This is a genomic window from Nonomuraea sp. NPDC049400, assembly GCF_044466425.1.
In the GTDB taxonomy this organism is placed as follows: Bacteria; Actinomycetota; Actinomycetes; order Streptosporangiales; family Streptosporangiaceae; genus Nonomuraea.
The window spans coordinates 16,858-30,849 of record NZ_JBITMP010000016.1 but is presented as its reverse complement, the minus strand read 5'-3'; the positions used below and the strand labels follow the sequence as shown (position 1 = coordinate 30,849).

Annotated in this window: 12 protein-coding genes; 5 read left to right on the top strand and 7 right to left on the bottom strand. The window is 70.0% G+C overall.

Annotated elements, in window-relative coordinates; all coding sequences use genetic code 11:
- Positions 1 to 81: 81 nt before the first annotated feature.
- The 4 genes from ACIBVN_RS25545 to ACIBVN_RS25530 all read right to left on the bottom strand — a co-directional run bounded on the left by ACIBVN_RS25545 (position 82) and on the right by ACIBVN_RS25530 (position 3,376).
- The gene (locus ACIBVN_RS25545) at positions 82 to 1,206 is read right to left on the bottom strand and encodes a PucR family transcriptional regulator (protein ID WP_397140635.1); all 1,125 of its coding nucleotides are present in this window, start codon (positions 1,204 to 1,206) and stop codon (positions 82 to 84) included.
- 122 nt (positions 1,207 to 1,328) lie between these two features.
- The gene (locus ACIBVN_RS25540; protein ID WP_397140365.1) at positions 1,329 to 1,760 is read right to left on the bottom strand and encodes a DUF350 domain-containing protein; all 432 of its coding nucleotides are present in this window, start codon (positions 1,758 to 1,760) and stop codon (positions 1,329 to 1,331) included.
- Between the two features lie 11 nt (positions 1,761 to 1,771).
- On the bottom strand, positions 1,772 to 2,914 hold the full coding sequence (locus ACIBVN_RS25535; protein WP_397140364.1) for a glutathionylspermidine synthase family protein: 1,143 nt from the start codon (positions 2,912 to 2,914) through the stop codon (positions 1,772 to 1,774).
- Positions 2,915 to 2,917: 3 nt separating this feature from the next.
- The gene (locus tag ACIBVN_RS25530) at positions 2,918 to 3,376 is read right to left on the bottom strand and encodes a hypothetical protein (RefSeq protein WP_397140362.1); all 459 of its coding nucleotides are present in this window, start codon (positions 3,374 to 3,376) and stop codon (positions 2,918 to 2,920) included.
- A gap of 94 nt (positions 3,377 to 3,470) precedes the next feature.
- On the opposite strand from ACIBVN_RS25530, the gene ACIBVN_RS25525 reads away from it, so the two are divergent.
- Positions 3,471 to 4,493 carry a PHP domain-containing protein gene (locus ACIBVN_RS25525; RefSeq protein ID WP_397140360.1) on the top strand — a complete coding sequence of 341 codons (1,023 nt, stop codon included), beginning with the start codon at positions 3,471 to 3,473 and terminating at the stop codon, positions 4,491 to 4,493.
- 15 nt (positions 4,494 to 4,508) lie between these two features.
- Here ACIBVN_RS25525 and ACIBVN_RS25520 read toward each other — a convergent pair whose 3' ends face one another.
- Genes ACIBVN_RS25520 through ACIBVN_RS25510 form a run of 3 tightly spaced genes read right to left on the bottom strand, consistent with a single transcriptional unit; the run spans position 4,509 to position 7,539 of the window.
- Entirely contained in the window at positions 4,509 to 5,345 is an 837-nt protein-coding gene (locus tag ACIBVN_RS25520; RefSeq protein WP_397140359.1) for a carbohydrate ABC transporter permease, read from the bottom strand.
- Positions 5,339 to 6,214, bottom strand: a complete 876-nt coding sequence (locus ACIBVN_RS25515; RefSeq protein WP_397140357.1) for a carbohydrate ABC transporter permease — start codon at positions 6,212 to 6,214, stop codon at positions 5,339 to 5,341. Before ACIBVN_RS25515 ends, ACIBVN_RS25520 begins: the two co-directional genes overlap by 7 nt.
- An 11-nt stretch (positions 6,215 to 6,225) precedes the next feature.
- Positions 6,226 to 7,539, bottom strand: a complete 1,314-nt coding sequence (locus ACIBVN_RS25510; RefSeq protein WP_397140355.1) for an ABC transporter substrate-binding protein — start codon at positions 7,537 to 7,539, stop codon at positions 6,226 to 6,228.
- Between the two features lie 233 nt (positions 7,540 to 7,772).
- Between ACIBVN_RS25510 and ACIBVN_RS25505 the strand changes: the two genes are divergently transcribed.
- From ACIBVN_RS25505 to ACIBVN_RS25490, 4 genes are all read left to right on the top strand, one after another.
- Positions 7,773 to 8,774 carry an SIS domain-containing protein gene (locus tag ACIBVN_RS25505; RefSeq protein WP_397140354.1) on the top strand — a complete coding sequence of 334 codons (1,002 nt, stop codon included), beginning with the start codon at positions 7,773 to 7,775 and terminating at the stop codon, positions 8,772 to 8,774.
- Between the two features lie 7 nt (positions 8,775 to 8,781).
- Entirely contained in the window at positions 8,782 to 9,642 is an 861-nt protein-coding gene (locus tag ACIBVN_RS25500) for a PfkB family carbohydrate kinase (protein ID WP_397140352.1), read from the top strand.
- 29 nt (positions 9,643 to 9,671) lie between these two features.
- A complete protein-coding gene (locus ACIBVN_RS25495) occupies positions 9,672 to 10,757 on the top strand; it encodes a LacI family DNA-binding transcriptional regulator (RefSeq protein WP_397140350.1) in 1,086 nt (361 codons plus the stop codon).
- Between the two features lie 104 nt (positions 10,758 to 10,861).
- Entirely contained in the window at positions 10,862 to 13,939 is a 3,078-nt protein-coding gene (locus ACIBVN_RS25490) for a hypothetical protein (protein WP_397140349.1), read from the top strand.
- Positions 13,940 to 13,992 lie beyond the last annotated feature (53 nt).

Here is a 13,992-nt window from a genome sequence, read left to right as displayed (position 1 = left end):
ACTCCGACACGCGGATAATGATCCGCACGAACTTCATCCGGGGGGTTTTGTAGGAAGCCTACAGTGGGGGTTTCGCCGCGATTACGTTAGGGCGCGCCACGTTACGGCGCTTTCCGACAACCGCCCGAGAATCAGGCCCACCTGAAGGGTGAAGGCCGACCTGCCCTCGGTGGGCTGGTATCCGGTCAGCTCCGTGATCTTCTTCAGGCGGTAGCGGACGGTGTTGGGGTGGACGAACAGCAGCCGCGCCGTCGCCTCCAGCGAGGTGCCCTGCTCCAGGTACGTGGCCAGCGTGTCGAGCAGCGGCGTGCCGGCGAGCGGCAGGTAGACGTTCTCGATGAGCTGCTGCCTGGCGTCGTCGTCGCCGTCGAGCGCCCGCTCGGCCAGCAGTTCTTCCGCGTGCACCGGCCGCGGCGCGTCGGGCCAGCCGCACGACGCCTTGAGCCCGGCCAGCGCCGCCCTGGCGGAGCGCGCGGCGGCGTGCAGGTCGGGGACCTCGGGGCCGATGACGATGGGGCCCATCCCGAAGCGGTGCACGACCTGCTTGGCGGCGTCGTTGACGCTCCCCGCGCCGCCCACGATCACGATCAGCCGGTCGCCCTGCACGTCGGCCAGCAGGTCCATGCCGATGCGGCGGCCCTTCTCCCGCAGGCTGTCGATGACCGCGCGGGGGTCGTCGTCGGGGGCGTGGCCGGCGATGACGACCACGGGGGAGGAGGTCCAGCCCAGCGCGGCGGCCCAGGAGTGCAGGCCGTCGTCGACCTCACCGCGTACGAGGGCGTCCACGATCAGGGCCTCGAGCCTGGCGTCCCATGCGCCCCTGGCCTCGGCCTCGCGGGCGTAGACGTGGGCGGCGGCGAAGGCGACGTCGCGGGTGTAGCGGAGCATGGCCTGCTGGAGCTGGTCCTCGCCGCCCGGCGCGGCCAGCTCGTGGGTCTGCGCCTCGACCACTTCCACCACGACCCTGACGATGTCGACGGTCTGCTGGAGCGAGATGGAGCGCTTGAGCTCGCGCGGGGCCGTGCCGAAGAACTCGATGCTGGGGGTGGGGCGATCCTCGCCGGCGGTCGAGAACCACTCGACGAACGCGGCGATGCCGGCCTGCGCCACGAGCCCCACCCACGACCGGTCCTCCGCGCTGAGCGCGCGGAACCACGGCAGCTGCTCGTCCATGCGAGCCATCGCGGCCGTGCCGAGCGAGCCCATGGCCCGCTCGAGCCTGCGCGTGGTGTCCTCTCGGGTCCGGTCTGTCACGTCTCCTAGAGTGCCAGCTCCACCCGGATGACCGCGACGGCCGCCCCGCCGCGGCCAGGACCGCCGTACGGGGGCTAGATGACCGCGACCGCGGTGATGAGGCCGATCGCGACGTGCGTGACGGCGAGCAGCCGCGCGCCCGGCTGCAGCTCGGGCTCCTTCACCAGGTCGCGTACGGAGATGCCCACGACCCGGTCGAACACCAGCATCGCCACGGTCTGCACCACGATGCCGACCAGGCCGTAGACCGCCGTGCCCGCCAGCCCCTCCGCGAGCCGGCCGCCGGAGGCCCAGATGGAGGAGGCCACGATCAGGCCGACGGCGCCCAGGGCGGACGTGGTGAGCAGGGTGGCGTTGGGGTTGCGGTCGGTGCGGATGACCTCGCTCAGCTTGCCGGGGGTGGCCCAGTCGATCACGTAGAAGCCGACGATCATCAGGATCACGCCGACGGCGGCGTACGCGGCGATGGCGCCCGCGCCACGAGCGAGGGTCTCGAGAAGGGTCACGTTGATTCCTATCAGGCGATGAGGTGGGGGACGAACGAGGAGGTGTCGTCGGTGATCAGGCCGCTCGTCTCCCTGATACCCAGTCCGGCGGCCTCGTCGGCGACCACCCAGGCGCCGAGCACCGGCCGCTGCCCCTCGAACTCGGGCAGCGCCTCGAAGCCCTGGAAGACGTAGCCCTCCTGGCCGTAGGAGCCGGGCGTCTCCTGGCCGCCCTCGGGGGTGACGATGCGCATGGAGGCGCCCTCCCTGCCGAGCAGCGGCTTGGCGATGTAGGAGGTCAGCTCGCGCGGCCCGTCGAGGTAGGCGGGCAGCAGGTTGGGATGGCCGGGGAAGAGCTCCCACAGGATGGCCAGCAGCGCCTTGTTGGACAGCAGCGTCTTCCACAGTGGCTCGATCCACGTGGTGTGCCGTACGGCGTGCCGCCCGAACTCGTCGGCCAGCATCCACTCCCAGGGGTAGAGCTTGAACACCGAGCGGATGGGGTGCTGCTCGACGTCCACGAAACGGCGGTTGAGCGAGTCCCAGCCGATGTCCTCCATGGCGATGGCCATGGTCTGCAGGCCCCCCTGCGCGGCGGTCTCCTGCAGGTAGGCCACCGTCATGGCCTCCTCGCCGGTCTCGTCCGCGTTCGTGAACGCGAAATGCGTCGGCCCCGGCGGCAGCCGCAACTCGCGCCAGCGGTCGATGAGCCGTTCGTGCACGGAGTTCCACTGGTCGGCGTCCGGATGGACGTCCTGCAGCCAGAACCACTGCACGACCGACGACTCCACGAGCGAGGTCGGCGTGTCGGCGTTGTACTCCAGCAGCTTCGCCGGTCCCGTGCCGTCGTAGCGCAGGTCGAAGCGGGCGTACACGTGGGGGTCGCGGCGCTCCCACGAGCGCGCGACCTCCTCCCACGCCCACTCGGGGACGGCGAAGTCGGCGAAGCGCTTCGTCGAGACCACGTGCTCGACGGCGCGCAGGCACATGCCGTGGAGCTCCTCGACCTGCTCCTCCAGTGCCTCCACCTCGTCCAGCGAGAAGACGTAGTGAACGGACTCGTCCCAGTAGGGCCGGGTCAGCCCCGACGGATGCGCGGCCCGGTGGTAGGCCAGGCCCTGGCTCTCGATCGTCTTCTCCCAGCCCGGCCTGGGAGTGCCATGCTCACGGCGCACGTGTCAGCTCCCGCTGCTCCAGCGGTTGCCGAAGCCACCGCGCTGGATGTCTTTGCCCGAGCGGCTGGAGATGTTCACGTCGGACGGGCGGTAGGTGGTGCCGTCGTACACCCGGTCGCCCCTCCTGGTGCCGCCGTAGTACCAGTGGTACGCCCCGTGCGAGTTGCCGCTGCTGAACCGGTACGAGCTGTGGCCGTCGTCGTCCTCGCAGTAGGAGTCGTCGACGACCTGGTAGGAGCCTGGGATGGGGGTCGGGGTCGCGGTGGTGAAGTCGTCCGTGGGAATGGAGGTGTCGTCCTCCACGAGGATGACGCAGTCGGCGGTGACGTCGTCGTCGTCGTTCGACTCCGCGATCGCCCAGACGGCGACCAGTGTCACGGACAGCGCGCCGACGACTGTCAGTGCGACGGCCTTGGACGACTTGCGTTCTGGCGCCTCTTGATGCTGGGGCGGTGGTGCCATCAAGCTCCTGCTTTCATGGGCCGATCAGCCTATCGGTGGTGCTTGTCCGCGTTCAATCTGGAAGTGGTCATTTGCCGGGGGTATGAAGTGACGTATGGAACCGGTTGAGGCCCTGCGCGAGATCGCCTTCCTGCTGGAGCGCGCCGGAGAGCCCACATATCGCGTGCGGGCCTTCCGCCGCGCCGCCGGGGTCGTCGCCGACCTGCCCGGGGACGAGCTCGTACGGTTGTCCCGCACCGGAGGACTCGGTGACCTGCCGGGTATCGGCAAGGTCACCGCACTGGTGATCAACGAAGCGCTGGATGGTCAGGTTCCGACCTATCTGCGCAGAATGCGGGCGACCGAGGGCGTACAACTCGACGAGGAGACCGCCGCGCTGCGGGCCGCGCTGAAAGGGGACCTGCACAGCCACTCGGACTGGTCGGACGGCGGCTCGCCGATCGAGGAGATGGCGGAGGCGGCCATCGGGCTCGGCCACTCCTACATGGCGCTGACCGACCATTCACCCCGGCTGAGCGTGGCCAAGGGGCTGTCGGCGGAGCGGCTCGAGCGCCAGCTCGACGTGGTGGCCAAGCTGAACGAGCGGCTGGCCCCGTTCCGGATCCTGACCGGCATCGAGGTGGACATCAACCTGGACGGCTCGCTCGACCAGTCGGACGCGCTGCTGGAGCGGCTGGACGTGGTGGTGGCCAGCGTCCACTCCAAGCTCCGCATGGACGGCGACGACATGACCCGCCGGATGGTCACCGCCATCGCGAACCCCCTGGTGGACGTGCTCGGCCACTGCACGGGGCGGGTGGTGCAGGCAGGGGGCAAGCGGGGCGAGCGCCGCCCGGAGTCGTCGTTCGACGCCGAGCTGGTCTTCGAGGCCTGCCGCCGCTTCGGGGTGGCGGTGGAGATCAACTCCCGGCCCGACCGGCTCGATCCGCCCAAGCGGCTGATGCGGCTGGCGTACGAGATGGGGTGCGTGTTCGCGATCGACTCCGACGCGCACGCGCCCGGACAGCTCGACTGGCTGCGGTACGGCTGCGAGCGCGCGGCGAGGTGCGGCATCGAGGCGGACCGCATCGTCAACACGTGGCCGGTGGACCGGCTGCTCGAGTGGACGGCCCCTTGAGCCGTGCCCGCTCGCCTATTTGCCGACCCCGTCGGCGAGGCCCTTGACGATGTAGCGCTGGCCGAGGAAGAAGAGCAGGACCACGGGGAGCGCCGCGATCACCATGCCGGCGAAGACGACCGGGTACTCGGTGCCGTGCTTGCTCATCAGGCTGGTCAGCCCCACCGGGAGGGTCTGCACGCCGGCGCCGCTGGTGAAGATCATCGCGAAGAGGTACTCGTTCCAGGTGAACAGGATGTGCAGCAGCACCGTCGAGGTGAGGATCGGCTTGCACATCGGCAGGATGATCCGCCAGAACGCCGTCCACCGGCCCGCGCCGTCCATCTCGGCCGCCTCGTCCACCTCGCGGGGCAGGTCGATCATGTACGCGCGGATGAGGAAGGTCGTGAACGGCACGCGGAAGGCGGTGTAGAGGATGAGCAGCGCCCAGAACGTGTTGTACAGCCCCATCGCCTGGAACATCTTCACCAGCGGCACGAGCGCCACGGTGGGGGCGAGCATGAGCCCGCCGAGTATCGCCGCAGTGAGCGTCCTGTTGAGCGGGACGTTCACGCGGGTGAGGCCGTAGGCGGCCCACGCGCTGACGAACACCGTGGCGACCGTCGAGGTCAGCGTGACCAGCACGCTGGTGGTGAGGTAGTCGCTGACGCCGCGGTTCCACGCCTTCTGGTAGTTCTCGAAACTCCAGTGCAGGGGCAGCGCGAACGGGTCGCCGAACAGCTCGGCGTTGGTCTTGAACCCGTTGAGCGTCATCCACAGCAGCGGATAGAGCACCACCACCGCGAGGGCCAGCAGGAAGGCCCACATGAAGACGCGGGCGATCGCTCCGAGGAAGCTCAGGCGCGTCACCATTCCACCCTTCTCCTGCGGGTGACCCACAGCTGTGCCACCGCGATGCCGAGCGTGATCACGAACAGGACGGTCGCGACCGCGGCGGCGTAGCCGAAGTTGTTGCGGACGAACCCGCTGCGGTACAGCCAGGTGCCCAGCACCTGGGTCGAGTTGTTCGGCCCGCCGGCGGTCATCACCATGACCTCGTTGAACACCTGGAGCGCGCCCGAGATGGTGACGATCGCCATGAGCCCGGTCATCTCGCGCACCAGCGGCACCGTCACGTGGAAGAACCGGCGGACCGGGCCGACGCCGTCGATGGCGGCGGCGCCGTAGATCTCCGAGGGGATGCGCTGGATCGCGACCGCGAACAGCAGCGTGGAGTAGCCGAAGCCCTGCCACTGGCTCATCGCGACGATCGCCGACATGGCCGTGCTCTCCTGGCCGAGCCACGCCTGCGCGAACTGGCCGAGGCCCACGGCCTTGAGCGCGTGGTTGAGCGGGCCCAGGTTCGGCTCGTACAGGAAGTAGAACAGCAGTCCCGCGACGGTCAGCGAGATCGCCGAGGGGATGAAGTAGACCGCGCGCAGACCGCGCCGCCAGCGCTCGCTGCCGATGCTCTCGATGAGCGCGGCGAGCAGGAGCGCGCCGAACACTTGGAACACGACGGAGACCACCGCGTACAGCGCGTTGTTGCCCAGCGACGACCAGAACACCGGGTCGTCGACGAGCTTGGCGTAGTTGCCGAGCCCGACGTACTCCTGGCTGCCGCTGTAGATGTCCCACTTGAGCGTGCTGAACTGCAGGTTCTGCACGAGCGGCAGGTAGACGAACACTCCTACCAGCACGAGTGCGGGCAGGACCCACACCAGCCTGAGCGTGGCGCGCACGTGCGGTCTCCCTACTTGGCTTCGGCCGAGGCCTGGCGCACGCTTTCGAGCACCTGCTCGGCGGTCTTGCCACCGCTGACGATCGCCTCGCCGCCGGCCAGCCACGCGTCCGCCACCTCGGGCACGGTGACCATGTCCAGCCAGATGGCCAGCTTCGGCGCCTTGTTGACCAGCTGGACGCCCTCGTAGACGGCCTTGCTTGAGGTTTCCGGCGTGACGGCGCCGACGACCGTGCTGGGCTGCCCGTACGGCGGCGCGGACAGCGTCTTGGCGTTCTGCGCGCTCGTGACGAACTTCATGAAGTCGACGGCGAGCGCGACCCTGGGCGACTTGGCGTTGATCAGATATCCCTCTGGCGAGCCCTCCAGCACCGCCGGGTCGCCGGGGGCGTTCTTCGGGACCGGGAGCTGGAAGATGCCGAAGTCCTCGGGCTTGAGGTTGCTCGACGTCGCGTTGTCGAACTCCAGGATCTCCTGGTAGTACATGGCGGCCTTGCCGTTGGCGAAGGCCTCCTGCGCGGAGGAGTAGAGCACGCCGTTCGTGCCGCTCTTGGTGTCCGTGCACTGGTCGACCAGCGTCTTGAACTGGTTGAGCGCGGTGACGTAGCCCGGGTTGTCGAGCTTGGCCGTGGCCGGGGCGAAGTCGGCCTGGAGCACGGCGTCCGGCACGTTGTAGGCGAACAGCTGCTGCAGGTAGTGCAGGGCGGGCCAGCCGTCCTTGTTGCCGAAGGCGACGGGCTCGTACCCGGCCTTGCGCAGCGGCCCGCAGGCGGCGACGAGGTCCTCGAACGTCTTGGGCGCCTCGACCCCGGCCTTGGCGAAGGCGCTCTTGCTGTAGCCCATGAACTTGCCGTTGCCGTACAGCGGGATCCCGTAGTTCTTGCCGTCGCGGGCGAAGGCGGCCAGCGAGCCAGGGCTGAACGTCTTGCCCCACTCCGTGCCGGGGCCGATCACCTTGGTGAGGTCGGCGGCGCGCCCGCCGCGGATGTAGTTGTCCGCCCAGTTTCCGGTCCAGGTGAAGTAGACGTCGGGCAGCGCGTCCGAGGCCGTGAGCGTCTTGAGCTTGTCCTTGACGCTCTGGTCGGTCTCCTGGATCAGCTCGATCTTCACCTGCGGGTGCTTCTTCCGGTACTCGGTCGCGAGGTCCTCGAAGTAGGAGTCCGTCGGGTCACCGGCGAACTTGGTGAGCACGCTCAGCGTGCCGGAGAACTCCGGCGTGGCGGCCGGGTCGGCCGCCGGGGCCTGTGCGGGGCCGCCGCCGGAGCAGGCGGCCAGCGTGAGTGTCCCGAGGAGTGCCGCGAACGTCGGCAGTGCGCGAGGGCGCATGGGCTTCCTTTCTCTTTCAGGAACGCCTTTGGTGTTGGCCGACCTTACATGGCGTCTGATACCGGTACCAGCCCCAGTCGCCAAGATCTTTTGTTCGAGTGCCGGAATCTCTGCTGTAGCCGCTGGTGGTAGTGGGGATGTTTGACGGATCCCGGCTCACTGTGTCAACGTGACTGCCGCGTGATACCGGTATCAGGTCGGTCGCGTGACATTTCCCCGGAAAGGATGCGAAGATGCTCGGGTTCAACGAGCCGGAATTTCTCTCCCAGGTGGCGAGCGCGGTGGGCCTGCGCCCACGGATCGAGGAGCTGGTCGACCGGCTCGTGGACGAGGGGTTCAAGCACGTGCTCCTCGTCGGCGCCGGCGGCACCTACGCTCAGATGTGGCCGTACGAGCACCTCGCCCGGCGCAGCTCGACGCTCGACGTGCGCGCCGCGATCGCCGCCGAGCTGATCGTCTCCGGTGACGCCCGCCTGGGAGAGGACACCGTGGCGATCTTCACCTCGGTCTCCGGCACCACCGACGACACCGTCCGCGCGATCGAGTACTGCAAGTCCAAGGGCGCCTTCACGGTCTCCTTCACCGGCCACCCCGACTCGCCCGTGGCCACGAAGGCGGACACGGCGCTCGTCTCGCAGCCCAAGACCTGGCCGTTCGACATGCAGCTGCTGCTGTTCATGACCCGGCTGCTCGCCCGCCGGGGCGAGTTCGACGGATACGAGAAGTTCGCCGCCGAGTTCGAGGGCATCCCGGGGATCCTCGTCGAGGTCGCCAAGCAGGCTGAGCCGGTGGCCGCCGCGTTCGCCGAGGCGCACAAGGACAGCGACTACCACTTCCTCATCGGCGGCGGGAACCTCTGGGGGTTCACGTACCTCTACTCCATGTGCATCCTCGAGGAGATGCAGTGGCTGCGCACCACCAGGGTGCACAGCGCGGAGTTCTTCCACGGCTCGCTCGAGCTGCTCGAAGAGCACACCAGCGTGATCGTCTTCCAGGGCGAGGACGAGACGCGGCCGATCACCGACCGCGCCGAGACCTTCGCCCGGCGCGTCTCCAAGGACGTCACCGTCTTCGACACCCGCGACTACCCGCTCACCGGGATCAGCCCCGAGTTCCGTGGCCTGCTCGCGCCGCTCGTGCTCGACACCGTGATGAGCCGCGTCAGCAAGCACCTGGAGCGGGTCCGCGACCACTCCCTCGACCTGCGCCGCTACTACCGGGTCATGGACTACTGAGGCCCTCATGCGAGTGCTCGGCTTCGGCGACAACATCGTCGACCGGTTCATCGACCGCGGCGTCGACTACCCCGGCGGCAACAGCGTCAACGTCGCCGTCTACGCCCGCCGCCTCGGCCTCGAGTCGGCCTACCTGGGCGTCTTCGGCGACGACTCGCTCGGGCGTTTCCTGCGGGAGTCGATCGCCGCGGAGGGGGTCTCGATCGACGCCTGCGTCGTCAGGGCGGGCGAGAGCGGCGTCTCCCACCTGCGGGTCGACGACGGCGACCGCGTCTTCCTCGGCTGGAACGGCGGCGGCGTCACCGTACGCGAGCCCCTCGTGCTCAACGACGGCCTGCTCGGCTACGTGAGCGGCTTCGACCTCGTGCATTCGAGCGTCTACTCCCGCAGCGAGCCCGAGCTGCCGAAGCTGGCCGCGCTCCGCACGCTGGTCAGCTTCGACCTGTCCAGCGAGGAGGAGTACCGCAGGCCCGCCTACCTCGACCGCGTCTGCCCGTACGCCGATCTCGTGCTGCTGTCCTGCTCCGACCTCGACGAGGCCGCCACCGGCGACCTCCTCGCCGAGGCGGTACGGCGGGGCGCCCGGCTCGCGGTCGGCACCCGCGGCGTGGGGGGCGCCGTCGCCCACGACGGCTACGCCTTGGTGAGCGCTCCCGCGCAGCGCGCCGACGGCATCGTCGACACGATGGGCTGCGGCGACGCCTTCCTCGCCGGGTTCGCCGTCTCGCTGCTGCGCGACGGCTGGACCTCCACGGCACGGCCGGAGCCCGACCAGATCGCGCGGGCGCTGCGCCGCGGGGCCGAATCGGCCCGCGACCAGTGCTTCGTCGAGGGCGCCTTCGGCCACGGCCGGCTGACTACGATGTGATGGGCTGATCAGGACGGGGGAAGGGATCCATGCCAGCTGACCGTGGCCAGGGGCCGACGATCTCCGAGGTCGCGGCCGAGGCCGGCGTGGGCCGCGCCACGGCGGCCCGCACACTCGGCGGCTACGGCTACGTCAGCCCCGAGCTGCGCGCGCGGGTGCTCGCGGCGGCCGAGAAACTCGGCTACCGCGCCAACGCGCTCGCGCGCAGCATGTCGACGGGCGTGAGCCACACCCTGGGCGTGATCGTGGCCGACATCGGCAACCCCTTCTTCGCCGGGTTGCTGCGGGGCATCTCCGACAGCGCGCGGGCGCGGGGGTTCGACGTGATCGTGCTGAGCACGTACGAGAACCTGCAGGAGGAGATCGCGGCCACCAACGTGCTCATCGACAAGCGGGTCGACGGCGTCATCGTCGCCTCGGCCGCCCTCGACCGCGGCCAGGTCGCCCACATCAGGGCGGCCATGGACCGGGGCATCCCCGTCGTGCTCGTCGACCGCGCGGTGGCCGCCCTCGACCTCGACGCGGTCGTCATCGACAACCGCGACGCGGCCCGCGAGGCGGTCGAGGTGCTCATCGCGGCCGGCCACCGCCGCATCGGGTTCGTGTGGGGGCCGCCGGTGGCGCAGCCGCCGTCGACCAGGCGCGAGCTGCTGGCGGCGGCCTCGCGCAACCTGTGGACCGACGGCGAGCGGTTGCGCGGCTACCTCGACGCGCTCGACGACGCGCACATCCCGTTCGACCCCGAGCTGGTGATGGTCGGGCCCAAGACGGAGGAGCGGGTGGTGGGGGAGGTCGGCCGCATGCTCGCCCTCCCCGACCGGGTCACCGCCGTGTTCTGCACGGAGACGGACGGCATGACCGGCTCCCTGCGCGCCCTGCGGAAGGCGGGGCTGTCCTATCCGGACGATGTGGCACTGATCGGGTTCGACGACAGCGCGTGGGCGGCGGTCATGGACCCGCCCCTGACGATGATCGCCCAGCCGGTGCACCAGCTCGGCGCCAAGGCGGCCGAGGTCCTCCTCGACACCCTGGGCGGCGCCGAGCCGGCTCGCGCCATGCACACCTTGCGCTCCGAGCTCATCCAACGCGCCTCGGTGGCCCCACCTCGGTCTTGATCTTGGGCTATTAGCGGATCGGCGCCGCAAAGTAAAGCCTTGGCAAGCGCTTTCCGGGCCGCTAAAAACGTTCTAATCTAAGATCACTCCGCAGGAGTACGCCCGTGAGGCTTGCACTCATCGCCGCCGCGGTCACGCTGACCGTCTCGGCGACCCCCGCCGTGGCGGCCCCCCTCGACCCGGCCCCCGGACTCAAGTTCGACTTCGGCTCCACGTCCAGCCCCTTGGCCGAGGGCTACACGCGCGTCGCACACAACACCCTCTACACCGCCGACCTCGGCTACGGCCTGGACCGGGCGGTGGGCTACCGCGACCGCGGCACCGCCGACCCGGTGACGCGTGACTTCACCGTTTCCGGTTCGTACGGCTTCGCCGTGGACGTGCCCAACGGCGAGTACGAGCTCACCGTGATCTCCGGGGACGCCATCGCCCCGAACGCCACCACGCTCGCCGTGGAAGGCGAAGACCGCGGCACCATCACCGCGAGCACCGGCGCGTACGGCGACTACACGGGGACCGCCCTGGTCGCCGACGGCCGGCTCGACCTGGCCTTCGGCAGGGACGGCCGGGTGAACGCGGTCCTGGTCAAACCGGCCACCGCCCCCACCGGACTGGCGGCCACCGAGATCAAGGCGACGGCCACCCCGAGCGTCACGCTCGCCTGGAACGCGACCGGCACCGCCGGCTACGAGATCTACCGAGCCGGGAGCACCGCCGGTCCGTGGACCAAGCTGGGCGGCAATTCCGCGCCCGCCTTCACCGACAGCACCCCTGAGCTGGGCCTGACCTACGTCTACGCGGTCGCCGTGCCCGGCGGCACGTTGGGCGCGCCGCTCACCGTAACCGTCAAGGACGCCACCCAGCCCGCCCCGGCCGCGCCGGAGAGCCTGGAACTGGTCACCGCCTCCAGCAAGAAGATCACGCTGCGCTGGCGGCCGGTCGAGGGCGCCCTGCTCTACCACCTCTACCGGGACGACAAGCGCATCGGCGTCGTGACCGAGGCCGGCTACACCGACGAGATCGTGCCCAGCGACCGGCACCGCTACCGGGTGGTGGCCGCCGGGACGGGCGGGTTGTCGGCCTCCTCGGCCACGCTGACCTCGCCGGTCACCGCCTATCCGCTGCGCCGGATGGCGAAGCTCGATCGTGGCCTGGTCGCCGTACCGACCGGGCAGGGGACGCTGGTGAGCTGGCGCATGCTCGGCACCGACCCGGCCGAGGTGAGCTTCAAGCTCTACCGGGACGGGAAGCTCCTCACCACGACCGGCAAGACGAACTATCTGGACAGCGGCACCGGCTCCTACACCGTCGCCGCCGTGCTGGACGGCCGGGTGGGCCGCCGCTCGGCGCCGGTGCGGCCGTGGGCGGCGCCGTACCTGGACATCCCGCTGGACAAGCCGACCGGGGGAGTGACCCCGAGCGGCGGCAGCTACGACTACCGCGCGAACGACGCGGCCGCCGCCGACCTGGACGGGGACGGGCAGTACGAGATCGTGCTCAAGTGGGATCCGTCCAACTCCAAGGACAACTCCCAGGGCGGCTACACCGGTGCGGCCGTCTTCGACGCCTACGAGCTGGACGGGACCAGGCTCTGGAGGATCAACCTGGGCCGCAACGTCCGGGCCGGGGCCCACTACAGCCCGTTCCTGGTGGACGACTTCGACGGCGACGGGCGCGCCGAGTTCGTGGTCAAGACCGCGGACGGGACCGTGGACGGCGCCGGGACCGTGATCGGGGACGCCGCCGCCGACCACCGCACCACGGGCGGCCGGATCCTGAGCGGGCCGGAGTACCTGACCGTCTTCGACGGGCGCAGCGGCGCCGCGCTCGCCACCGTCGACTACGAGCCGGCCCGCGGCAACCTGGCCGACTGGGGCGACACCGGCGGCAACCGTTCCGACCGCTTCCTCGCCGCCGCCGCCCACCTGGACGGCGTGCTGCCCAGCATCGTGATGACCCGTGGCTACTACGCCAAGACCATGCTCGTGGCCTACGACTGGCGGGGCGGCAAGCTGACCAAGCGCTGGACCTTCTCCAGCTCCGACAACCCCGGGTACGGCGGCCAGGGCAACCACAACCTGTCCGTGGCCGACGTGGACGGCGACGGCAGGGACGAGATCGCCTACGGCGCGATGACGCTGGACGACGACGGCACCGGGCTCTACACCACCAAACTGGAGCACGGCGACGCCATGCACCTGGGCGACCTCGACCCGGCACACCCCGGCCTGGAGATCGTCGGCGTGCACGAACACACCGACATGCCGTGCGGGCTGGAGATGCACGACGCCGACAGCGGCGAAATCCTCTGGTGCGTCAGGACCGGCCAGGACACCGGCCGCGGCCTGACCGGCGACATCGACCCCGCGCATCCGGGCGAGGAAGCCTGGGCCTCCACCGGGGCCGGGCTCCGCACCGCCACCGGCGAGCTCATCTCGGCGAAGACGCCGGCGATCAGCAACTCCATCTGGTGGGACGGCGACCTGTCCAGAGAGATCCTCGACCACGACTACTCGGCCGACAAGCTGGCCGGGGTGCCGACCATCGGCAAGTGGGACCCGGCCACGCAGACCACCGTCAACATGCTCACCGCGACCGGCGCCTACTCCAACAACACGACCAAGGGCAACCCCTCGCTCCAGGCCGACCTCCTGGGCGACTGGCGCGAGGAACTGATCGTCCGGACCGAGGACTCCACCGCGCTGCGGCTCTACAGCACGCCGTACGCGACGGATCACCGCTTCCCTGCGCTCATGCACGACCCGGTCTACCAGTCGGGGATCGTCTGGCAGAACGTCGGCTACAACCAGCCCCCGCACACCGCCTTCTTCCTGGGCACCGGGATGGCCACGCCGCCGGCGCCGTACCTGACCACCGGCTCCCCGCTCCAGGCCCGGCTCCACCTCCGCAAGGACCGGCTCGACGTGGCACTGCCCCACCGTGGCTCAGCCGGGCAGGACGCCGGCGCTCGCGCCGGGATCCTGCCCGGGACGGTCCGGGCGGTCGCCGACGGGAAGATCGTCGAGCTCGGCGCCACGGCACTGCCGCACGGCGGGCTCCGCGTGGACGGCGCCGCCATCGAGAAGGCGCTGGCCGGCTACACCGGCACCGTCACCGTGACCGTCACCGGGCATCTGACCGACGGCCGTACCTTCACCGGCGAGCTGAAGATCCGCCCGTGACGTACGGGCTCGTCCACCCTGCTCGCGGGCCTTCCGGGGCGGGGTGGGCGAGC

Bases quoted from the DNA above. Each gene is read 5' to 3' on its own strand.
- ACIBVN_RS25545 (WP_397140635.1), bottom strand. From the start codon at position 1,206: ATGGGCTCGCTCGGCACGGCCGCGATGGCTCGCATGGACGAGCAGCTG.
- ACIBVN_RS25530 (WP_397140362.1), bottom strand. From the start codon at position 3,376: ATGGCACCACCGCCCCAGCATCAAGAGGCGCCAGAACGCAAGTCGTCC.
- ACIBVN_RS25525 (WP_397140360.1), top strand. From the start codon at position 3,471: ATGGAACCGGTTGAGGCCCTGCGCGAGATCGCCTTCCTGCTGGAGCGC.
- ACIBVN_RS25520 (WP_397140359.1), bottom strand. From the start codon at position 5,345: ATGGTGACGCGCCTGAGCTTCCTCGGAGCGATCGCCCGCGTCTTCATG.
- ACIBVN_RS25510 (WP_397140355.1), bottom strand. From the start codon at position 7,539: ATGCGCCCTCGCGCACTGCCGACGTTCGCGGCACTCCTCGGGACACTC.
- ACIBVN_RS25505 (WP_397140354.1), top strand. From the start codon at position 7,773: ATGCTCGGGTTCAACGAGCCGGAATTTCTCTCCCAGGTGGCGAGCGCG.
- ACIBVN_RS25500 (WP_397140352.1), top strand. From the start codon at position 8,782: ATGCGAGTGCTCGGCTTCGGCGACAACATCGTCGACCGGTTCATCGAC.
- ACIBVN_RS25495 (WP_397140350.1), top strand. From the start codon at position 9,672: ATGCCAGCTGACCGTGGCCAGGGGCCGACGATCTCCGAGGTCGCGGCC.